12 protein-coding genes and 2 pseudogenes are annotated in these 23,487 nt (G+C 37.7%); 1 reads left to right on the top strand and 13 read right to left on the bottom strand.

The features are described 5' to 3' along the window. Window positions 1-41: 41 nt before the first annotated feature. From JK635_RS23125 to JK635_RS23175, 12 genes and pseudogenes are all read right to left on the bottom strand, one after another. Entirely contained in the window at window positions 42-3,626 is a 3,585-nt protein-coding gene (locus tag JK635_RS23125; RefSeq protein ID WP_235888334.1) for a CDP-glycerol glycerophosphotransferase family protein, read from the bottom strand. 147 nt (window positions 3,627-3,773) lie between these two features. Next, window positions 3,774-6,023, bottom strand: a complete 2,250-nt coding sequence (locus JK635_RS24845; protein WP_202656303.1) for a bifunctional glycosyltransferase/CDP-glycerol:glycerophosphate glycerophosphotransferase — start codon at window positions 6,021-6,023, stop codon at window positions 3,774-3,776. Between the two features lie 310 nt (window positions 6,024-6,333). Further along, window positions 6,334-7,524 (bottom strand): CDP-glycerol glycerophosphotransferase family protein, encoded by a 1,191-nt coding sequence (locus JK635_RS23135; protein WP_306792992.1) that lies wholly within the window; start codon window positions 7,522-7,524, stop codon window positions 6,334-6,336. Continuing rightward, a complete protein-coding gene (locus JK635_RS23140) occupies window positions 7,478-7,657 on the bottom strand; it encodes a hypothetical protein (RefSeq protein ID WP_202656332.1) in 180 nt (59 codons plus the stop codon). The genes JK635_RS23135 and JK635_RS23140 overlap by 47 nt, the downstream gene beginning before the upstream one ends. Continuing rightward, complete coding sequence (locus tag JK635_RS23145; protein WP_202656305.1) at window positions 7,629-8,807, bottom strand: glycosyltransferase family 4 protein; 1,179 nt, start codon at window positions 8,805-8,807, stop codon at window positions 7,629-7,631. Before JK635_RS23145 ends, JK635_RS23140 begins: the two co-directional genes overlap by 29 nt. Window positions 8,808-8,822: 15 nt before the next feature. Next, window positions 8,823-11,543 (bottom strand): CDP-glycerol glycerophosphotransferase family protein, encoded by a 2,721-nt coding sequence (locus JK635_RS23150; protein WP_368857112.1) that lies wholly within the window; start codon window positions 11,541-11,543, stop codon window positions 8,823-8,825. 392 nt (window positions 11,544-11,935) lie between these two features. Next, window positions 11,936-15,262 (bottom strand): CDP-glycerol glycerophosphotransferase family protein, encoded by a 3,327-nt coding sequence (locus JK635_RS23155; protein ID WP_202656307.1) that lies wholly within the window; start codon window positions 15,260-15,262, stop codon window positions 11,936-11,938. Between the two features lie 224 nt (window positions 15,263-15,486). Next, the gene (locus JK635_RS23160; protein ID WP_202656308.1) at window positions 15,487-16,683 is read right to left on the bottom strand and encodes a right-handed parallel beta-helix repeat-containing protein; all 1,197 of its coding nucleotides are present in this window, start codon (window positions 16,681-16,683) and stop codon (window positions 15,487-15,489) included. A gap of 62 nt (window positions 16,684-16,745) precedes the next feature. Then, a complete protein-coding gene (locus JK635_RS23165; protein WP_202656309.1) occupies window positions 16,746-17,462 on the bottom strand; it encodes a polysaccharide deacetylase family protein in 717 nt (238 codons plus the stop codon). A 106-nt stretch (window positions 17,463-17,568) separates the two neighbouring features. Continuing rightward, window positions 17,569-18,045: pseudogene (locus JK635_RS24540) on the bottom strand (C39 family peptidase); the annotation flags it as partial. A gap of 423 nt (window positions 18,046-18,468) precedes the next feature. Continuing rightward, window positions 18,469-19,215: pseudogene (locus JK635_RS24545) on the bottom strand (serine hydrolase); the annotation flags it as partial. A gap of 261 nt (window positions 19,216-19,476) precedes the next feature. Then, complete coding sequence (locus JK635_RS23175; protein WP_202656311.1) at window positions 19,477-21,357, bottom strand: hypothetical protein; 1,881 nt, start codon at window positions 21,355-21,357, stop codon at window positions 19,477-19,479. A 228-nt stretch (window positions 21,358-21,585) separates the two neighbouring features. On the opposite strand from JK635_RS23175, the gene tagU reads away from it, so the two are divergent. Beyond that, window positions 21,586-22,515 carry a polyisoprenyl-teichoic acid--peptidoglycan teichoic acid transferase TagU gene (gene tagU / locus JK635_RS23180; RefSeq protein ID WP_202656312.1) on the top strand — a complete coding sequence of 310 codons (930 nt, stop codon included), beginning with the start codon at window positions 21,586-21,588 and terminating at the stop codon, window positions 22,513-22,515. A 447-nt stretch (window positions 22,516-22,962) separates the two neighbouring features. Here tagU and JK635_RS23185 read toward each other — a convergent pair whose 3' ends face one another. After that, window positions 22,963-23,142: a hypothetical protein gene (locus JK635_RS23185; RefSeq protein WP_202656313.1), complete on the bottom strand. Its 180-nt coding sequence runs from the start codon at window positions 23,140-23,142 to the stop codon at window positions 22,963-22,965. Window positions 23,143-23,487: the final 345 nt, after the last annotated feature.

Below are 23,487 nucleotides of genomic sequence, written 5' to 3' on the forward strand. Positions count from 1 at the left end.
CTTCACTTTATGAAAGCGGAATTGGGTTTGCCTGCGTCTTGTTATTCGAAAATCTTATAAAACGTCCCCATTGCTCGATGATTGTATTCACTTGGTACAAATACATCCATGTTATAATGAGATTCTTTATCAGCCATCTGCCGTAAGCCGGTTTCAAGACCCTCTATGCTATTTTCAACTAAAAGACCGTAGCGCCCATCTTCAAGAACGGTCCGGTTGGCAACAATGTCCGTTGCGATGATTTTCATTCCATGGGTCATTGCCTCAAGCAAAACCATTGGCTGTCCTTCATAATGTGAGGACAAAACAAAGCAATCACATTGTTTCATCAGATGGAACGGATTTTCAACCTGTCCGGTCAAATACACATCATTCTCAAGCCCCAGTTCTGATATTAAAGCTTCCAAATCATTCCGAAGCGGGCCTTCACCTAAAATATAAAGCTTTGCATTCCTTACGTCTTGACGAAAACGGGCAAAAGCTCTAATCAAATTATCTTGGCCTTTTTCCGGTGAAAGCCTCCCCATATTTATAAAGTTATAATTATCGCTTGTCGGGGCAGGAATAAACCGGTTTCCTTGGTGTATTCCCAAGGTCATGATATGTTCGAATGATCGTTTCTTCAACCAGCCAACAGGTTTATTTTCATAACTGAAATGGAAATACACATCATCAATATTTCTTGCCTCCCGATCAATAGTTACACTTTTTCCATTATAGTCTCCGAATTCAGGCAATACTTTTGCAGAGGCGGAATCAGGAAGAGTGTTCCAGATGACATCATCATCCACTAATCGAATCACGGCTGTTTTTTTCACTTCCTTTGTGGTAAAGAAAATCGGCTCAGTAATGATCGTAAAGGCTCTTTGATCAAGCCAGCCGATTTTTTTTCCGTTATTGTAGAAAAAGTAATAGGTTCCTTTCGCCGTCCTGGCACTATTTGTAACAATCACTTTTGCATCCAGAAGTTCAATGGCCTCCATCACCTTTTTACAGCCGGGATTGGGATAAGGTTTTGACCAAATGGTAAATTTCCCCGGATCTGTTATCGCCGCAAGCTCATATAAATTTCTTTCTTCCAATATCCGATTGGAGACAAGGGTTTGATGTTTCTTATAAGTAAGCAGTTGATAGACCGTCGTTTTCAAGCTGGCTAAAGCTGTTTCTTGCAAGTTAGATAATGCGGAAGATTCAATCCAGCCAATGACCGTACCATTGAGAGAAAACCGGCTATAAACACCGTGAAAGGTCCGTGCCTCCCTATCAACCTTTACCAGTTTTCCTTGATATTCTTTAGCGGCAGATATTTTTTTGATTCCTTCCGTTTTGTACGGCTGATTCCAAATGTCCTGACCTAGTACATAACTGATGATCGCTAATTTATTCACTTTCATTTCAGAGAGGATTCGGTCAGGTAAAAGCTCGAAACATTCTTGATCCAGCCAGCCAACAATCCGGTCTCCAATCGAAAATTTATAATATATTTTTGCCCCGGCATGAGCTTTCCGTATAATCGTTGCCTCTTTTTGCAAAAAATCATTAACTGGGGCGATTTTCTTGGCACCGCTAATTCCAGGAGGACGATTCCAGACAAAATGGTCTTTCCCCATCCTAATCATGGCCGGAGACTTGAAAACCACATTACTAATGATCGAAGCGGATAGAGCAGTTCCTTGTTCTTCCGGCTGAACGGACGGATTGTCATCCGCTAAACGTAAGATTTTTTCATAATTGATGGAATTCATGACATAATCAAATTTTTCTTCATCCGCATATTGGCCTAAGTTTTGTTTATTGACCTCCATTGTTCCCAGGGAAACACTGACCAGTTTATCAAACCGATGATAAACAGAAAACAGCCCTCTTAAATTAATCCGATGCGGTTTGCGACCATTAATCGTCCGCTCGCTGTCAGCCAATAGATTATTATGCATATAACAGATTTTTTTCTTGGCATCAGCGGCAAGGATGTATTTTGCCCAATATAAGCTATAGCCGCTGAAATCGATCACATAATCAAATTGCGCACGCCCAAAAAGACGTCGGAAATCCCTTTTATAGGCATTCTCCGGATAAAGCCTTTTTGTAAAACGAGTATGGACCCCACGGTTATGAATCCATTTATCGCGGTATACCTCCACAAAGCTATAGGCCGGCTGTCCTGTGCGAAACAAAAAGCGGGCGTTTTTATTGACCTTAGCGATATTATTTAATACTTCTTTTGAATTCGCTGGCTGCATAAATATACTGACATCAAACTGTTGAAAATCGATATTATCCATCAAATTGATAAATGAAGTGGTGATCCCATTGTTTCGCATTCCACCGGGATAGATAAGAACTTTTTTCTTTTCCTCTGCCAACGGTTTAATGACATTCAATACGGTCTCTGCTTGTTTAAATATATAGTTAACAATTCGTTCGGTTACATTTCCATCATCATGTTTAGTAAATCTCTTTTTGGCCTGTTGATAAACTTCTTGATACTCATCCTTTATTTGGTCGAGCTCCCGAATAGCCATTGCCACTTCTTGAATGGTAAACAAGGTTGGACCCGGTAATTCATCATCGCGTAAATAGCGGCCTCTTTCTTCGTTATAATCATCATAGTCCCAAACATAAAAAAGAATCGGTTTATTGGTTACCAAAAAATCAAAAAAGATGCTGGAATAATCGGTGATTAATACATCTGCCATACTTAACAGTTCGTTTGTGTCCATATAATCGGGGATGAGAATCTCCTTAATTTCGAGATAATTTTTGGCTGTATCATATAAAAAAGGATGCACCTTGATGAGTAAATTATAGCTTTCTCCTATCATGTCCTGCAGATAGGCGATATCGGCAATAATTTGGAGCATATCATTTTTAGCTTTTGCGATATTGCTTCCCTTCCACGTCGGAGCGTACAAAATCGTCTGTTTGTTCGCGTCAATGGCTAACCCTAATTGTGATAAATAGCCTTTCACTTTCTCGGGATTGCTTTGATACGTAAGGTCAATCCTTGGATATCCTTCTTGAAGGATTTCACCATTATAGATTCCCTTCAACTTATAACTTTCAAGAAACATCCTTGTCGTATGTTCATTTGGGCTTAACAAATAATCGGCACTTAGAAAATTACGAACGACATTCTGTGACAGCGATGGATTTCCGGGAATATCAAAGCCCATTTTTTTTAGTGGTGTCCCATGCCAAGTGTTAATATAAATTTGCTCGTCTTTTGGGGTGAAATACGACGGAAAGGTCGAATTGTTGATAAGATACTGAGAAGTCGTCAGTCTTTTAACATATTCCTTGGAATTACGCCGGACAAATAATACATTTTTCCTTTGCTTATATTGCCTTATGACGTGTTCTAAACCATTTAGGCTGGATACCGACCAAATATGCTGGTAGTCCTTGAATTCAGGATGATGCAATAAATATTTAAAAATCGCATATGGACTATCAGAAATACTCTTTCCATCTCTGCTTTCATAAAATATCGTGTGATCACACACCTTACATTTTTCAAAGTATCGTATGTATTGATAATTTCGGCGCTGGCTTTCCTTTCTCAGATACTGATATAACGGGTCAACGACAAACTTAACCCGCCTCTTTAACACCTTTTTGTTAATCAAAACTCTACAGCTCCCTTATACCTGTTTAATTGTGTCTGGTCTACACCATACATTTCTTCCCACAAATCAGTCAGGTATACATGAGGGCCATTTAAAAAGGTACATGGTAGACCTAGTTCCCGGATCTTCCATGTACCACTTTAACAATTATTCATTTTTTAAAATGACTTCCTTAACCACTCTTTCCGAAGCATGTCCGTCTTCTAAGGAACAGAAGCGCTGATAAAATTCATTCAATTTTTCATTTGGAATATTCCCTTGCGACAAGAACTTGACCGCTTCGATTACTTCTTCTGTCGTCTTCACTATCGGACCCGGGGCTTTTTTCTCAAAATCGAAGTAAAATCCTCTGATATCTCCCTTGTATTCATCGATGTCATAGGTAAAGAAAATCATCGGCCGCTTTAAATTGGCATAATCAAAAAACACGGAAGAATAGTCAGTAATCAATAAATCACTAATAATATATAAATCTTGAATATCCTCATGGTTCGAAAAATCATAAGCAAAGCCTTCATATGGTCCAAGTTCAAAGTTTTCGGCAACCAAATAATGCATCCGAAGAATAATAATGTATTCCGATCCTAATTCCTGCTGAAGTTTTGTTAAATCCAGTTGCAAATCCATTTTATATTTCCCTACTTGATGAAATTGATTATCTCTCCAAGTAGGTGCATAGAGTATCACTTTTTTATTCAACGGAAGCCCATGCTTTTTCTTAAACGTCATGGCCCTTTCTGCCAGGTCCGAACGATAAAAGACATCATTTCTTGGGTATCCAGATTCGACAATCGTTTTATCAAATTGAAAGGCCCGTCTAAAAATTTCCGTTGAGTATGGATTAGGCGAAACAAGGTAATCCCAGTTTCTTGATTCCTTATAAAAGTTTTTCTTATATTTATCAGTTGTCGTTCCCGGCATTAGCACTTCTTTTTGATCTTGCGCAAGTCTTTTCAGCGGTGTCCCATGCCACGTTTGTAAATAAATGGTGTTCTCCGGCTTTGGAAGCCAAAGCGGCATGCGGCTATTCGTCACCCAAAACCTTGCCCTTGCCATTAAAAATAGCCATTTAAGCGAAAACCGTTTAACAAGAGGGACACCCTTGTCAGGAAAGGCGCTGCGAAAGCGTGGATCGATACTCCAATACATCTTATAATCAGGATAATTTTCCTTCAAATATTGATAAATTGCCCGTGGGTTGTCACTATACTGCTTCCCGAGAAAACTCTCAAACATAATCAGCTTTGGATCCGTCTCCCTTTTCGCCACAAATTGAAACGCTTTTTTATAAACATACCTTTTTAACGTTGCTGGTCTTTTAAGCGCATTTCTCATTTCCCTTGCAGCAATATGAAATTGCATCGTTTTCCTGAACTTATTTCTATCTTTCTGTTTTAGATATCCAAATTCAATCCTAATATGACGTGGCTGTGAGGCCAGAAGCTGCCAGTTAAAGCAATCGAGCGCTCCGGCTATAAGTTGGAAGAACTTCTCAAAATTATTGGGCTCACGAAAAATAAAGATGGCGGATCTACGGTAAAAGCCTAATAATAATTTATCAAGATAGTTTTTGGCTTGTTCGTTTTTCCGATACTTCTTATTCAGATCCAGGTACAGTTGAATAAAGTCGATAGTCCTTTCCTCAATTGGCCTTTGAATAAGTGCTGGTTTCATAATGGGGGCAATGCCAGTACGCTTATAATAGGTTCTGACTTTAATCTGTGGCAGCGAGTCAATGGCTGAAAAGATTTGCACTAATCCAGAGATATCTGTATATCCTCTCGTACCCTCATAAAATCTAATCTGGTTTTCTTCAATAAATTCCCGTTTCATTAATAGATTAAGAATACTTCGCTCTCTCGAAGAAAACGTCTGCTTATATTTAATCTTTACATCTTCAAATTCTGGCATGGTTCCAAGTGCAAACTCATCATCTGAAATCGTTTCGTCATCGTTGTCGGCCTCAGCATCATCGGTATCAACCGATTTGGCTGACGGCAGTGGAACGTAATCCGATGATCTGACTAATCGTTTTTTTCGGCCTGAAATAACCGGAAATTCTTGAATATGATGAACGAGAACCTCGATCGCATTATGGGTTAGAGCATCATCACTGTCAAGGAAGTAAACATACTCTCCTGTGGCAAGCTCCAAGCCCTTGTTTCGTGAAAAGGCAACTCCCCTGTTTTCCTCATTTTTTACATAAATAATCCGATCATCCGTTAATAAGGACTCAAGATACGCTGTATTTTCTGCATCCGATCCATCATTTATAATGATAATTTCTAAGTTTGGATAACTTTGTTGAAAAATAGAATCCAAACACTCTTTGATAAATTCATTGGAATTATAATAAGGGATGATGATGGATACCTTCCCCGTATGTAAATCAATCATTTGACTTGTTTCACACTCCCCAAAATTACTGGGACTCTATTGGAGTTATGATCTCAGTAAAAACACATTATACAGTACTATACACTGTTTCTATTTTTTTATCAATCTGAATTTATAGTAAAATGGGATAATCTACCAAATACAAAAATATGAAAACCTCTTCCAAAATACTATATTGATATATCTTTATATGGTTTGTTCAAAATCAAAAAATCACCACCAAGCAGACGGTGATGATTTTAAGTTTTTTTAAAATGAAAACTCGCCGATTGACAAGTCCTCAGAGACGGTTCATGAGGCGTAGTTGAATTTATACCTTCCTGTTAGCTAAAATAACCTCTTTTACCACTCTACTGGCTGCATGACCATCCTCAAGGTAACAAAACTGTTGATAAAATTCATTCAATTTACTGGTGAATTGATTTGGTTCCGATAATTTTTTTATCACCTCAATGACTTCATCCGTTGTTTTCACAATCGGTCCCGGGGCATTTTTTTCAAAATCAAAATAAAAGCCCCGTATATCTTCTTTATATTCATCGATATCGTAGGCAAAGAAAATCATTGGCCGCTTTAAATTGGCGTAGTCAAAAAATACAGAGGAATAATCCGTAATGAGTACATCACTGATAAGATACAGTTCCTGAATGTCTTCGTGTCTCGAGAAATTATAGGCAAAACCTTTATAACTGTCCAGGTTAAAATTCTCTGCTACTAAATAGTGCATGCGGAGAATGATGATGTATTCATCCCCCAATTCTTTTTTCAGTTTACCTAGATCCAAATGTAAATCCAGCTTGTATTTCCCTATTTGATAGTACTGATTGTCCCGCCAAGTCGGGGCATAGAGAATAACCTTTTTATCCATCGGCAATTGATGGGTTTCCTTAAATTTCCTGGCAATGTCTATCCGCTCTGGTTTATAAAAAATATCATTTCTTGGATACCCGGATTCAATTACTTCTTTCTCAAATTTAAATGCCCGTTTAAAAATCTCGGTTGAATAACGGTTCGGAGAAATTAAGTAATCCCAATTTCTTGATTCTTGATAAAAATGCTCTTTATAGGCTTCTGTTGTTGTTCCCGGCATTAATACTTCTTTCATATCAAAAACCAATTTTTTCAATGGGGTTCCATGCCAGGTTTGCAAGTAAATCGTGTGTTTTGGCTTTGGTATCCACAATGGCATCCGGCTATTGGTCACCCAAAATCTTGCCCTAGCCATCAAAAACAGCCACTTAACAGAGAAACGTTTGACATAAGGAACTCCATTCTCAAGAAATCCTTTTTCAAATCGGGGATCCGCACTCCATACCATTTCATATTCATGATGATGTTTTTTTAAGTACTCATAAATGGCTCTTGGATTATCGCTATATTGCTTGCCAAGAAAGCTTTCAAATATGATTAAGTTTTTTTTCGCAGGCAGCAAGGAAACAACTTGAAATAAAAACTTATAAACGAACTTGACCACCGGCGATTTTTTTATGGCTGACAACAAAAGAACCGCTCTCCTCACTATAATTTGAATGAATACCATCGACTAAAGAAAATGCATGATTCAAAGCATTTTTCCCCTTGTACATCCTCCCGTTTTTATCATTTCTAAAGCCCGCTTCTTTGAGATATTTCATCAATCGTATCCCGCCATATTTTCCCTATGTTTTCAATTTCATATTGTTTCACATTTTCAACTGCCTTTTTTCCAAACTGCTTTCTTTTCTCGGGATTGCCCATAAGTTCCATTAAGGCCTTAGCAAATTCCTCTACATTCCCATCTTCCACAAGAATTCCATCAACATTGTTTGAAATAATTTCACTGGGTCCCTTAGGACAATCAAAACTTACAACCGGCACACCACATTGCATTGCTTCCACGATAACCATTCCAAACCCTTCAAACCGGGAACTTAAGGCATAAATAGAAGCATTTAATAATTCCGTCTCAATATGCTGTGTAGGCCCCATTAAAATCGCATGATTATACAGTTTATTGTCCTCAATCATTGCTTGAAGGTTATTCTTTTCCCTGCCATAACCGTAAATTCGTAACTTCCAATCGGGAAATTTGGGGTGGACAATCTTGAATGCCTCTATTAATAAATCGAACCCTTTCTGAGGGGCTAAACGCCCTGCGGCAATGATCGTTTTACTTTCCAGCGATGAAGTAACCCCTTGCAGCTTAGGAATAGAATTCGTAATTTTTTTTACTTTTACTTTTTTGCTGTTCGCTTCAAGGAGCCGTTTGTAATCTTCCGTATCATCATTTGTTAACGTTGCTAAATAATCTAAATTTTTATAGTGCTTTAAGATGGAGTTTTTCATTCGCTCTGGGTAAATGGCAAAATTCAGATGCTCCTGCCCAATAATGTAAACACCTTTATTTCGATATTTACTTGCAAATATATTGAAGCTTGGACGAGTTGTCACCAAAATTCCAGAAGTAATTTCCTTAATAGCATTAAACATTTTCATATCCGTCAGTAAGGAAAAGAAGTCGTATGCTTCATCATCAGGATGAATTAGTCTGCTCTTCATCTTGGATAATTTTTTTACAATCGTGCTTTTAAAGCCGATGTTATCTGTTTTTCTATTTACAACATCGTGCAGTACTTGAATTTTAATTCGTGGGTCAATTTCAAAGAAAGGAGATTCCCGATAGCGAAAAACGCTAATAATTTCAATGTCGTAACCTGACTGTGCCAAATAGTTCGTTACATTTAACACCGTTCTTACTGTTCCGCCCATCCCAAAAATATCAAATACTAAAAAGTAAATCTTCACAGTCATTCTCCTTTCTTATAAATTTTTAAACACGGCTTCAATTGTACGCTTGGAAGCCTGTCCATCTTCCCAATGGCAAAATCTATCTTTAAATTGATCATATTTTATTTGGTACTCACTCTGTAACCGATCAATATGTTCTATCGCATCAAATAATTGTTCTTGATCTGTAACAAAGGGACCGGGAGCTTCCCCCACAAAGTTAAAATAAAATCCGCGGACCTGAGAACCATAGCGTTTCAAATCATAGGTAAAAAATATCATCGGTCTGTTCAAATTGGCATAATCAAACATCACAGAAGAGTAATCAGTAATCATTAAATCAGAAATTAAGTATAATTCGCCAATGTCATCATAGCTGGAAACATTATAAATAAAGTCATCAGAACGATGAAGTCTGATCCGACTGGCATCAAAATAATGAAGTCGCAAAAGTAAAATATACTCTTCCCCAAACTTCTCCTTGAATGTTTTCAAATCGAACTTAAACTCATATGCCCTATGCTGATTTCCATTTTGATATTCATAGTCTCTCCATGTTGGAGCATATAAGATTACTTTTTTATTTAAAGGAATATTTAGCTTTTTCTTGATATCTATAATTTTTGTCCTGATATTTTCTTTATAAAAAATATCATTGCGCGGATAACCGACATTTAGCATCTTCTTTTTATACTTGTATGCCCTTTTTAGAATTTCGGCTGTATACAGATTAGGACCAATTAAATAATCCCATTTTTCTATCCGTTTAAGTAAAGCAGGGGAGGTATTTTCTTCATAAGCTAATGCTTTTGGATCAACATCAAAGCCCAGTTTCTTTAAGGGTGTCCCGTGCCATGTCTGTAAAAAGGTCATTCCCTTTCGTTTTTGGAAAAAGTCAGGAAAATTCCCGTTATTCACAAAATAGGTACTTATCGCCATATAGTAGTAATACTTAAAAGAACGAGGTCTTACCAGAATTGGATTCCCAGGAATATCTGCTTTAAGGTTATTTATTACCCATACAGCCTTCATATCACGATGCTGAGCAAGCATTTCCTCATAGAGGGCTTTTGGATTATCAGAATAACTTTTCCCGTAAAAACTTTGGAATACAACAGCCTTTCGGTTGACCGGGAGAAACTTAAAACAAAGTTTATAAACCAAGAGCCCCCATTTTGATAACAAAGCCTTATATTTATCGTTTTGCTTTAACCGATCCTCTAGTGTTAAAACTACTTTTTCTGGTGTAACATTCATCGTGAAAATTGCTTTTCCATCTTCAAAGTCTATTTCACAATAAATAAGATCAAAATTTATATCTCTTAGTAAGACATCACGTTCTTCTAATAACCCTGCCGCCTTTAAATCCGCCGAAAGTGTAAAGTGAAATTCGTTCTTAGTATTCTCCGTTTTTTGCAACTTCCAGCTGACAGGGATGTCATAGTTTTTACCAAATTGTCCTTTTATCATGATATGCCCTTGAGAAATTTCTGGCAGATCTTTATTTGGAATTTGCACATGCAACTTGCCGTCAATCAAAAAGATACTGTTATGAATTTCAGCTTTACTGATTGATTTGGCAGCAATATATGGTTTTGTCATGATCGACAATTCGTCTTTTAATGTGTAATAGGGTTTAATTACGATAATTTCCCCATCTTTATTGGCTAGTTTATAGGGAGGAAATGAGATTCTATTTTGTTTATTTTTAATCCCATCAAGGCGAGTCACAAGCCGATACATGACACCATCAACCTGCAAAAACAAATCCCACAATCCTTCGCTAAAAATATCTTCGTTTTTCACAAGACTTGATAAATCGAATGTATAGTTGAAGTGAAATGAGTCGATTTTTACTTTAAATGAATACTCCGCTTTTGAAGTACGATTTTTTACAATAATAAAGGTGTCTTCAAACGAAATCCGTTCTCCCTTGTTTATCGTAATGATCCTGCCATGAATAGAGATTTGCCCCCCCTCGGAGTATATCTCATCGACTTCTGCATGCAATTCTTCCTTTGTTAATAACAAGACTATTCCATTCGTTTTCATCCTTTTCTTAATGGCAAGTTGCTGAATGCCATCGAAGGATTGAAAGGTAGAAGTCCTGTTCAAAACCCCAGAAGACGGAAAAGTGATTGGTAAGGTGATGCTTGAATGGTTATATTCATATTCCAACAATAAATCCGCAGGAGCTCCATCGGGCAATCCGTATGTAGAATTAGGGAAGTTAAATTCAACAGCGAATCCAGTCCACTCATATGCTTGATCTTCCTGCTGATAATATGTGGTCATATCAGTCCGCAATACATCAGTCATGACGATGTCTCGCTCGTCTTCTCCAAAACGGAGAATAAGCCTTTTTTGTACATCTTCGTTATTTTGGACATTCCACCATGGAACAAGTAAATAACCGCTCAGTCGGAGAGTGCCATTTTCCTCCAAGACAATTGTTTGTGTTTTTAATATTGGTGCAGCGTCTTCACTTTTAAAAGATAGATTTCCATTCATAGTAGCATAAGGTACAAAATTCTTATCATGACCCTTTATATAGAAAGGCTGAGGTTCGTTAGAATTTGTCAGGTGATTGGCAATTCGTACTTTGCTCTCTTGTCCCATATTCTCCAAAAGTAAATTGGCATCCCAAAAACCGTGTAACAACGATTCGGCATAGTCTGTCATAGAAACTTCCAACTTTAAGAAGCAGGAATGTTCGGATATAGCTTCAACACTTACTGGAAATTTTAATGACACTTGAGTGTCTCTTTTATGCAAATTGAAAAATATAGCAGAATATGCCTCCGCATAAACAAATTTTAAAACGATCAATACCTTGCCGTTTTTATATTTTATATTATTTAAAGAACACTGTGGTTTAATCGATGTCCTATGTTTCCCAAAAAACTTCATATTGCACCTCTAAAAAAATTACTTTTTTCTTTCCTCGTTTATTTTACACCCAAAGTCATATCGATGTTTGCAAGGAAAAAAATACCTTTTTTTCACAAAGGAAATTATACCACAAGTTTTCGACAAACTACACCAAATTTCTCAAGACTTTTGGGTATAGTCTTTTCCTAGTATTTGTCTTTTTTATAAAAATATAAAAAGGGCTGTTAAATCTCTGATTAACAGCCTCCTAAAAATTACATTTTATTTTCCTCTTTTTCATGAAAAACAATATCAACCACCCGTTTTGCCGCAAAACCATCTTCTAATGGGCAGTATTTGTGATAAAATTGATCGTATTTTTTCTGATACTTTTTCTGGATATCCTCAATGTTTTGGATGGCATCGATTAATTCATCATTTGTTTTCACCAATGGGCCTGGAGCCTCTTCTTCAAAATCCATATAAAAGCCGCGAACATCATTTTTATACGTATCTAAATCATAGGTATAAAAAATGATCGGTCTTCCAGTATTGGCAAAATCAAACATAACAGAGGAGTAATCTGTAATCAAAATATCGCTAATTAATAAAAGCTCCTGTATATCTGAATAGTTTGAAACGTTTATGGCAAAATCCTGCAACTCTTCAGGAATTGTCAGCTTATTACTGATCACCACATGCATTCTCATTAACAAAATATACTCGTCGCTAAACTTTTCCTTTAATCTGTCTAAATCCATATTGATATTAAAGACAAATTTGTTATTACCACTCGTCTCATTATCCCTAAATGTCGGGGCATATAAGATAACCTTTTTATTGGCAGGAATCCTCAGGCTGTTTCTCACCTTATTGGAAATTTCCTCTCGAACATCTTGATAAAACAGGTCGTTTCTTGGATAACCAATCTTCAAAATATTTCCTTGATAACGGAAGGCACTTTTGAAAGCATTTGTTGCATAGTCACTTGGGGAGATTAAATAATCCCACGTTTGTGTTGCACTATAGACCCTGTCAAGATAACCCTCATCTCTTCCCTGCACTTGATCAATATCGAATAACATCTTTTTCAGCGGTGTTCCATGCCAGGTTTGAATATAGGTTGTCTCTTTCCTTTTCTTGATATAGGTTGGGAAGTTCTGATTATTAATCCAATAACCGGCCTTTGCCAGGTAGTAGTAATATTGTGGGCTTAACCGTTTTACCTTTATCGTCTTAGAATCCATAAAGCGGATATTCTTGTCAACCACCCAAACCTTTTTATAAGGCAGATTCCGTTTCGAAATTTCCTCATAAATGGCACGCGGGCTATCGGCATACTGCTTGCCTACGCCGCTTTCAAATAAGATAAGATTTTTATCGACAGGCAGGATTCTTCTTGCGAAATTATAATACCATTTCATAACCGGGAAGTACCATTTCGTTCTTCTAAAGCGATTGGCCACCCGAATGAAGAGGTCGGAGTCAATTACCTTTTCCAATACTGTCTTCTTTACCGGCAGATTTTTGACCACTTCATAAATTCTCTTTGAAAAATGAAGATCCCGATATTTTAAGAATTTGTCGGCTCTTTGTTTATTTCTGTCTGACATTTTAAAATCATTCTTAGCATAGTAATGAAGCCGTTCTAATATTTCCTCTAAGTTCGTGACGATATCTCCCGGCAAATCATTTTCCAAATCCAAATGTGACGGTCTCTTCCCGATAAAGCGATCCCTATCGAATTGATAGTAAATAATCGGTTTATATAAAAAGCTAAAATCAAAACCAACACTTGAATAATCGGTAATCATGATCGCACTTTCTTTTAACAAATATTGGACATCCACTTCCCCTTGATTGATCACCCTGACAGGGGCATCTTGAAAATGAAAAGAAAACTTCTGCATATTGGGATGCAGACAAAGAATGATTTCCAGGTTATATTTTTCCGCCAATGCATGCAGTCTAGGATGATAAACAAGGTCTTTATACCTTTGAAAATATTCACTTTCTAAAAATACATCGTCAGTGGTAATCCAATCCCGCCATGTTGGAATGATTAATAATTGTCTTTTGACCTCTACATCATCGGCCAAAAGGCTGTCAAAACGGGATAACCCCGTGATAAATACCTCTTTCGGATTATATCCGAAGTCGTTGACGATCATTTCTTTTTCAAAATCTGAGCTGACGAGGAAGGCATCCGTTTTAAAACTGGAGGCATTTTTCCCATAGTTGGCGACCATGTTTTTCGTACCCATGACACCATGCTGGAGAAATACCTTTATTCCCTTTACAGCTCTTTTAAATCTCCTGCTTCTAACTGGATACAAATAGTCAGGATGATGCGAACCGATAATTCTCATTGCCATCAACACATGCCAAATATGTTCCTTTGATTGAAAGTCAAGAATATTTCCAAGATGCTCCACGTTTTTTCGCTCTGGAGAATCCTTTTCGATCACATAGTAGACATTTTTACCGGGATGATTTTCACGCATATATTTAAAAAAGTAATACCCGGTATCCTGCGCCTTATACGGTCTTTCCCCAATAACCCAAATATCCTTATGTTTATTAAAAAACCGCTCTAACCAAACCGTTTTTAATTTCCGCTGCAAATATTCAAAGGTTTCTTTATCAAATTCAAACACTTCCAACGATAAGTTGAAACCTTTAAACGTATAGTAAGGTGTAATAATGGAAACGTTATTTCCGACGATCGAATAAAGCTCTTTGATAAATAATTTTGCTCTTAATGTTGGGCGACCGACACGAATATACTTTTCTTCACTTATGTTGTGAAATTTGATCTTTAAAAATATATCGTAAATATCTTCTTTTAGGTTAGTATCACCTGTTAGGGTTTTAAAATTTACCTCCGCTTTGTAATAGTAGCGATTAAGGCCATATTTTAATGCTGTTTCTTCCTCGTTCCAGATAAAGGAAACCCCTGTATTATATTCTGTTTTACTGTCCCTCCCTTTTATAATCAGGCTGCCGTCTACAATTCTTGAACCTTTTGTAAAAATCTTCCCCTCAATTTTTAAGGTATTAGGGGCAGTCTTTAAACGATCAATTTGCACAGTAGGCGGAATAAACGGCTCTTTATTCAGGGCCAGAGACAAATTTCCCTTCTCGGTAAGATAACAAATCGCCCTTGTCTCAGCCATAAAAATATAATCCAACCCTTCAATCCGGGAGTGTTGAAAACGGCCAAGACGGACAAAATATTCGGCATATTTCACTCCATTTTCTTCAATGAAATCTGCTTGTTTGCCTATCTTTTCTAGTTCCGATTCATCTAAGTGATCCATCGAAACCTTAACCTGAAGGTACCAATCAAAATTAACCTCTTCATAGGAAAGCAATTTTTTGACTAGATGAAGAAGGTCCACCTTAAAATGAAATTCTCCACCGCCTGAAGAATTCCCCTCAACTTTTATAGCCTCTTCATCATTACGGGGATGGAGCCATAATGCCGTCACTTGATAATGGCTGTTCGATAAATGACCGTCTACCTCCATCATCTGATCATGCTGGGCTATGCGGATTTTTTCATTTAGAAACCTGCTTTTTTTCTTTTTTTGAAACAACATGCAAATCACCATACATTCTTGCGTGAATTAAAAATACTTCTATCTTATGATAAATGTTTTTATTTCCTAATACAAATCCGTAAGTAAAAGATTTCACTTCAAAAAAATATTTTGAAATCGAAGAAAATATTAAACCCATTAAAAAGGCTATGGACGGAGAATGCTAGATGAATAATAATAGAACAAGAGGTTGTCTGTCTACTGACAACCTCTTTGTTATGTCGTTATGGAAGAGGAATTATTAATCTATCGCGGTCAAACACATTGTACTGCAAATAGATCCTCACAAAATTTTCTGTTGTATTTATTATGTGGTTGGTTTTTAATGCTTCAATATTTTGTTGGTTAATCGTATTATATGTTACTTTATATTCCGATCCGGGTCCGTTGTTTTTCCATGGCATGATCCCAATTGGACGAGCGATATCCTCAAATGTATTATAGCAAAACATTGGATTTTTCACACCGCTGGCTAAAATTCCGCGGAACGTTCCTCCTCCGTCAGCGACATCTTTGATCGTATTCTTCTCAATGACAGGATTGGTCCAATTCATCACCCGAATTGCATCTTGGCGCATCTTTTCTATGTAATTCCCGCGGATGATGATTTTATCGTGGTATTTTCCTTCTGAATATTTATGGGTGCCGATTGCCCGATCAAGATTAGTAAATGTATTATTTGTGATGGTTATATTTTTGTTAGGTGTTTTATCATATGTACTCCATGGATTGTGCCAACCATTTGTCAGCTTATCCGGAGTATCAAGATTTATCGCTTCTTTATTCCGATTCTCGGATGGTTGTGAATTAATGAAGCGATTATTTGAAATGAGCGCAGTATCAGTAGCATCCATTTCAATAAAATGTCCTTGTTTCAAGTTCTCAAATTGGATATTTTCGATTTTTAGCTGACGATTATGTCCAGCTACAATCGCAATTGCATCCGTTATATATCTCAAATCAATGATTGCCTTGCCCTCGCCTATGAAGGAAATATTTTTTTCTCCATTATATTTACTGCGTACCCCTTTTTTAAAAGAATCAGAGGGCTTTATCAGTTGAAAAACTGTTTTACTGGGACCAAACATTTTCGTTCCGGTTTTAGTTCCCTTTATAATCTTCACTCCATCTTTAAAACGAATTGTAACATTAGAAGGGACATATAATGTGTTGGATATAGTGTAGGTTCCTTTTTCGATAATAAGCGTACCTCCGCCGATGTGCTCCAGCTGCTCCAAATAGGAACGAAGCAGATAATAGTGCTTAGTGTATGTATTATAGGTGCTAAAATGGGTCATTAAGCCTTTGTAAGGCTTGCTGCCTGGTGAAATTGTATATACTTTAGAAGCCGCCGCCGCTGAAGGAGAGGCGAAAATAGCCATCGCAAGCAGGAAAGCCGCCAGAAATTTGTAGAGCTTCATTCTAAAATAGTCCTCCGTTTCTTTAATCTTCAAAAGGCTGCCATAGTTTGGCAGCCCTCTCATTAAAACCGCTTATCATGCCAAAAATTAACGACAACATGGTGTTTGGGATTATACACTTCTAATGTATAACCGTTCTTTTTCAAGTAGTTAATAATAGTCGGCAACTGCTGGGCTGTGCCGCGTGAATCGTGGAAGAGGATCACGATGGGACCGTTTTGACCATTGAGGCCGGATTTGACCCTTGCGGTGATCGTGCTTGGACTGGTTCTATTATACTTCCAATCTAGTGTATCGATGGTCCAGTCCCACATTTTAAAACCTTTTTTTGCTAAGGCATCGCGGAACGGTTTTTTCATATAGGGCTTGCTGCCATATGGTGCCCGTGTTAGCTTGCTGTTAAAGTTTGCGACCTTTAATAGTGTTTTTCGGGTCTTCTCCATTTCGATCGCAACATTTTGAGAACTGCCGCGATATAGCTTTTGAACGCTGTGGGAAACACTATGGAGTGCCGGGTAGTTGCCTTCCCGAATCATCCGTTTGACTGTTTGCGGATGGCTTTTTATATTGCCCTCTATCATGAAAAAGGTGGCATGGACTTTTTTCTGTTTTAGAATATCCAAGACTTTAGGTGTGTATTGGTTCGGCCCGTCATCAAACGTTAAGTAAACAATTTTCTTCACCGCTTGGCTGGCTGCCTCGGTTCTATTTACTGGAACAATGCCCACACTAACCAAAAGCAACAATGCTAAAAATACGGAAAATAATTTTTTTAACATTTCCTCTCCCCCATTATCTATCTAAGCTGTTATAACCTGGAAATTGATTCAACTCTTCGATATGTATATGTATAAAAGTGGCAGGGGAACCTCCCCCTGCGCAAATTTAATATGATATAGCCCGTTTATGTTGATTTCCCCACATTCGGTTAAATTGATTTTTGCTGATTTTGACATTTTTCTTCCCAGTCCAGCAATCATTGAAGTAATAATTATTTTGATCATATCCGGTTAGAACCAAGGCATGGACAGTAAAACCGTGCATCGGTGAAACCCAAACGACAATTGGTTTGTTATTTCGCAGTTGTTTTTCGATCGTTGCATGGCTCTTACCGGTTAGATTGATGGAACTTCCAGCATATTTTTTCACTAGGTTCATTAAAGCAGGCGGATAAATCGTCCAGCCGTGGCTCGTAAACGGATTGCCAACGTATCCTTTGCTCGGATTTGATGAATACGGCATTTTCTTGGCTAACATTACTTTATCGACCTTCGCCCCTTTATATTGCAGCATCATCGTCACGGCAGTAATCTCACAGCCTGTCGGAAGCTGCGGTCTTTGACTAATGATGGGAACATTTAATGTTTTACCGCTAATTCGGTCGGCATGTTTTCCGTAAACCGTCTTTGGTTTGTATTGATACGTGGCCAGAACCCGCTTTGTTCCTTTTTCTTTCAAGGTTGCCTTGGTGATATATCCTGATGAATTGGCATCAAAGGTGAATTTAATATTTTCCCCACGCTGGCCAAAGGATGTTTTTGGATAATATTGAAAATATCTGGAAACCTTTTGTGTTTTTTTTTCAAATTGTTTGGCATACCTGAGTGTCTGATCGATATTCAGGTAATAGCTATATTGAATCAGGTCACTACCCGGGTAAGATTGATTGATCTTCACCAGTTTGCCGCCAGAATAGACTTTAGAATAGATCACTTTCGCTTCGCTGGCTGCTGTTTTAAGTACTGTTTCTGTAGGAATCGGTTTTGCCTTGTGATGTTTATAAACCATCGCTGCTAAGTCGGCAATGACTTTTTCGGCCTTACTGTTAGACAGCCCCCTAGTCATAATCGCCAATACGAACGGCCGCTTGTCGAACACAATCGCGACATCATTATAAATAAGTGATGCCGGAATCATCCCAACCTTATGAGCAATCGAAACTCCCTTTATCCCGCGAGGAATGGTCGTATTGTAGACCGTTTTTTTCAAATAGCTGACAAGCTCTTGGCCATACTTGCTTTTGTTCGAAAATTGATACAGCTTATTGGCATAGATCATGAGGTCATTGGCTGAAGTGACCGTTAGTCCATTTGCCGGATAGGCATATTGGCCGCCCAAGCTTTTCATATATTTGTAAAAATTATTAGCACCGACGTATTCTTTAAGCATGATAAAGGCGATATTATCGCTATAAACCATGGCATATTTCACAAGCTGTCTGATTGTGAACTTTGTTCCGACCTTTTTCTTTTGGATGATCCCGGTGCCACCAAAATAATGGTAGCTTTTATACTGCAGCTTTTTGTTTAAGTTGATTTTCCCCTTTGCAGCCTGCTCCATCACGTAGGTGGCAAGCGGCAATTTTATCGTACTGGCAGCCCGCCCCGATGTTTTTCCGTTTAGTTGAAAAACCTCACCGGATGTTAAATCTTTATATTGCAATGTCACTGTACCGCCGGATTTTTTTATGTAGTTCTTTAGCTCTTTTGATAAATCGGCAGAAAAACTTGAAGCTGCCGCTTCTGCACGCATGCTAACACCTAGAAAAATCAGTGAAAGCAGCAAAACAGCAGCCACAATCCCTTTTAATATGTACCCACCCTTCACCTTTCCACATCCTTTTTTGATATTCTTGGTAGTTTTTCTCTATTATTCTAGCAAATACAACCATATTTTTATATAGTTTCTCTTATCTCCCTGTCTAAAAAGTTAAGAACAAAAAGGTATCCTCATTGGATACCTTTAATTTGCCCGCTGAAACGCATGGAAATACTCACTTTTCGATCTTTCACTTTATCGATATAAATAGGATGTATGTGTCAATCCATCATACGTATAATAAACTTTGATCAAGCTGTCATAAGAAAATTGGGTAATCGATTTTTTCGGATAAAAATAATATGTTTGGTAAGTACGCCCGATTGTTACCCAGTTCTTCGGCTGATAGGTGTAAATTACTTTCCCGTTATTTAGGATTTGCATCTTGGTTACTTTCAAATTGCTATAGCCATAATTGGACACTTTAAAATAGCCAAAATTATAGTAAATATTGTAGTCAGCATTAAACGTTGCATTTGGGGCCTCGCGTATATCCAGCGATAACGTTTTTGATTTCACTTTTTTTGTTCCCTTTTGCCGTACATCTACTGCTACTTTATATTTTCCTTTATAACCAACATACCAAGATAATGATCTGCTGCTTGAATAATCTTTAATTGTCTGCCAATAATAGCCATTATAGACTCTAAAACGATATTCAAGGTATTTTCCGGACGATTTTGCCGTAAAGTGGAAATACGTCCCTGAAGCCTGTTTTGCACTTTTATTAGATTTTAGCGTCGGTGTTGAAAAATATGAAGGTTTATAGATCGTGTAACCAGCTGTTTTCGTTGCTGTTTTCTTCGATAACTTGCTGCGGACGGTTACCATGACTTTATAGGCCCCGGCACTTTTCGGTTTCCAATACGTATAATTTTTCGTAGAATAGTTTTGAATCGTCTTCCATGTTTTATTTTGGTACACACTAAATTGATATTCAAGATCTACACCTTTTGCAGCTGCCGTCCATTTAATCGAAGTAGCTGTTGGCCGCGGTGATGATAAATTGGCCTTTAACGAAGAAACGGAAACTTTTCCATCAACAATTTGATAGCTAATTTGCTTTGCCACGATCCGATTTGGATATTGTGGGTTGCGAACCTCGACTTTGATAGTATATTTACCTTGCTTTGCCGGATTCCAAACATATGTATTTTTCGATCCAAAGGCTTGAACAACCTTAGCATTAAGCGAATATTGATATTGCAAACCAGTTTTGTTCGTTTTCGTGGCAAATGTAACGGTCTTTCCCGCGAGATAAGGTGATTTGACATTAGGTGTTAATGATTGAATCGTGAAATCCGGCTTATATGCTGTTACCGTGTAGGATATTTCCTTTTGTGCTACGGCATCGGGAAAAGCAGGGTCACGAACTTCAACTTTAACTGTGTACGTTCCCGGGACGGTTGGTGTCCATTGGTATGTATTATCTGTGCTAAATTGTTTGACAACATTTCCTTGGACGGAAAACTGGTATTCAAGACCCGCTTTGTTGGCACTTGCTGTAAACGTAACTGGATTCCGTTCTGTTTGCGGTGACGCTACATCTGCAGCGAGATTGGTAATTTGAAAATCAACATCATAATCGAAATTAAACCCAAGATAATAATCTTGACTTCCCATATAAGAATACTCATCCGGCTTTACAGCAATGTAATATGTCCCTTCTTCCAAGGATGCTTGCAATGCCAAATAATAAGATCCCGCTTCTACAATCGAGCCCCCTGCAGCTAATTGATTCCCATCCGCATCATAAAGAGTAATAGAATAATCATTGTAGTAGTAATCATTTTCATCCTCATCGTTTCCTAAATAGGAAGCCAGCGATAATTTTCCTCTTTTTGGAATAACTAATTCGTAGTAATCAACATCTTCATCGTCTAAAGTTGCTTGGACCACATCCCGCAGATTAACCCGGTTGGCTGCTGACTTCGTGTCATTAGGCTCGCTCTCTGAAATCGGATTGGATAATTTCTTAAACACCTTTTCCTGGTTAGCCGTCATGGCAAACGCTGGATTTACGGAAAAGGCAAAGGCAACTATGAAAATAATACTCTGTAAAATTAATTTTTTCACCTGTGGACCCCCTAATAGTATACTTACCCAATTTATATTCTAGAGTTTTTTTTCCCATATTTCTAGGAGAATAGTCACATTTTTATCTAATAGTACAATCGGATCGCAGAAACTTTTCCAATTTCCCCAATAATTTTTTAACACCGTTTCAAATATATGTATAAAATTTCGTCGAAATCTGCTATTCTATTACATGTTCGGATACTTTTATTGATGGAGGATCGTTAGATGAGATCTGAGAGGAGAAAGAAGAAAAGAAAATGGCTCCGGATTACCGGAATTGTTGTTTTAGTGCTCTTGATTGGTATTGGCGGTTATGCTTATTCTGTATATAAATCATTAACAAATGCTGTTGAAACGATGCATCAGCCGATAGATCGCAAATCTGATAAACGTTCGGAAGATGTATCTTTAAAAGATAAACAGCCTTTTTCAGTTTTATTATTAGGGGTCGACCAGCGGAAGGGAGATAAAGGCCGTTCCGATACGATGATTGTGTTGGCGGTTAATCCACAGGTAAACTCGGTGAAAATGCTAAGTATTCCGCGTGATACCCGGACTGAGATTGTTGGAAAAGGCACAATCGATAAAATTAACCATGCCTACGCCTTTGGTAATGAAGAAATGTCGATGAATACAGTCGAACATTTCTTAGACATACCCATCGATTATTTCATTAAAGTCAACATGGAAGGCTTCAAGGATATCGTTGATGCCGTTGGCGGTATTACGGTGAACAATGACCTGGATTTCTCACAGGGCGGCTACCATTTTCCTAAAGGCGAGGTGACCTTGGATGGTAAAAAAGCTTTGGCTTTTACCCGGATGAGACATGATGATCCACGCGGTGATTTTGGACGTCAATTGCGGCAACGTGAAATTATTCAGGGAGTTATGCGAGAAGGAGCAAGTCTTACTTCATTGACCAAATACCAGAGTATTTTTGCTGCACTTGGAAATAATGTCAGAACCAATCTTACGTTTAATCAAATGATCGACATTCAAAAGAACTACAAAGGTGCTGCCGGAAATGTCGAGCAAATGACGATTAAAGGCAGCGGCACAAAAATCAACGGAATTTATTACTATATCGTTCCCGACGCCGAAAAACAGCGTCTGCATGATGAGTTAGCGGCGCAATTAGAAATAAATAAATAGATAATAAGAAAAGCGCAAGCGCCTCGGTCAGCGGCGTATGGCCTCCTCGAAAAAGCTATCGCTTTTCCTTCGTGCGATGCTAATGCTGTCGAAGCCTTCCTTGTGGAGCGCTCCAACTGAGATAAAGGAAACACGATGCTCCTGCGCCAAAGTCAATTCGAAGAAGAGAATGTTCAGCTCGTCGCAAAGCTACATGATGTTTTTTCATAGAAGCTGCTTTGTTGACTTATCGTAGGGCGGAGAGCGAAGGACACTAGCCGCTAGGCGCTGGAACTAGATAATGAAAAAAGGCTGTCCCATACAGTAACGGGTTCAGTTAAGAGGTGTAAAAATTGTTTTGGTATTAGTTTTGGCACATAAAATAGCAACAAAATTTACAAGAAAAAGGATGGCATTTGCCATCCTTTTTAAAGCATTACTGATTGATGTAAAAATGCCTTTTATTTTTTAAAATTTATTGTTATCTTTCATGTTATGCATATGGGACTCCATATAGACTCTTTCTGATTTTGAAACGTGTTTTTCATTTTCTTTCGGGTCTGTGTAGGCGATACCTTTTCTTTTGTATAACCAATCGACTAAAAATCCAAAAGCTAAAAGTCCACCTATGATAATCAACCACCCCATTATTATCCCCTCCCTTTAACTAGATTTAGAACTTTTTTAATCAATTTATCTCCTTTGTCAATATTTTACTTCAATAAGAATGTTTATCCAATAAATTCCTTACCTATTTTCCCCTTATTTAAGCTAAGTAGTTAGTTTAAATTTCTATATTCTGTTAATTTGTTCCATTGGAATAAATTGGTGTTTAAATTTATTCTAACATATAAATTATATTTCCTGTCACTAGTGTTGCATTAATTTAATTTCACTATTAGGAATACTCGAAATGTTCAATTTTATTATTCTCTGCAAAGAAAAAGTCCTTTATAATGGATAGGTCAGGTGGTAATCCGTCCAAATCCAATA

The sequence above is a fragment of the Neobacillus paridis genome, assembly GCF_016765675.1.
GTDB classification, from domain to species: Bacteria; Bacillota; Bacilli; order Bacillales; family Cytobacillaceae; genus Neobacillus; species Neobacillus paridis.

Bases quoted from the DNA above. Each gene is read 5' to 3' on its own strand.
- JK635_RS23165 (WP_202656309.1), bottom strand. From the start codon at position 17,462: ATGTTAAAAAAATTATTTTCCGTATTTTTAGCATTGTTGCTTTTGGTT.
- JK635_RS23185 (WP_202656313.1), bottom strand. From the start codon at position 23,142: ATGGGGTGGTTGATTATCATAGGTGGACTTTTAGCTTTTGGATTTTTA.
- JK635_RS23160 (WP_202656308.1), bottom strand. From the start codon at position 16,683: ATGAAGCTCTACAAATTTCTGGCGGCTTTCCTGCTTGCGATGGCTATT.
- JK635_RS23155 (WP_202656307.1), bottom strand. From the start codon at position 15,262: ATGTTGTTTCAAAAAAAGAAAAAAAGCAGGTTTCTAAATGAAAAAATC.
- JK635_RS24845 (WP_202656303.1), bottom strand. From the start codon at position 6,023: ATGATTGATTTACATACGGGGAAGGTATCCATCATCATCCCTTATTAT.
- JK635_RS23140 (WP_202656332.1), bottom strand. From the start codon at position 7,657: ATGAAATATCTCAAAGAAGCGGGCTTTAGAAATGATAAAAACGGGAGG.
- tagU (WP_202656312.1), top strand. From the start codon at position 21,586: ATGAGATCTGAGAGGAGAAAGAAGAAAAGAAAATGGCTCCGGATTACC.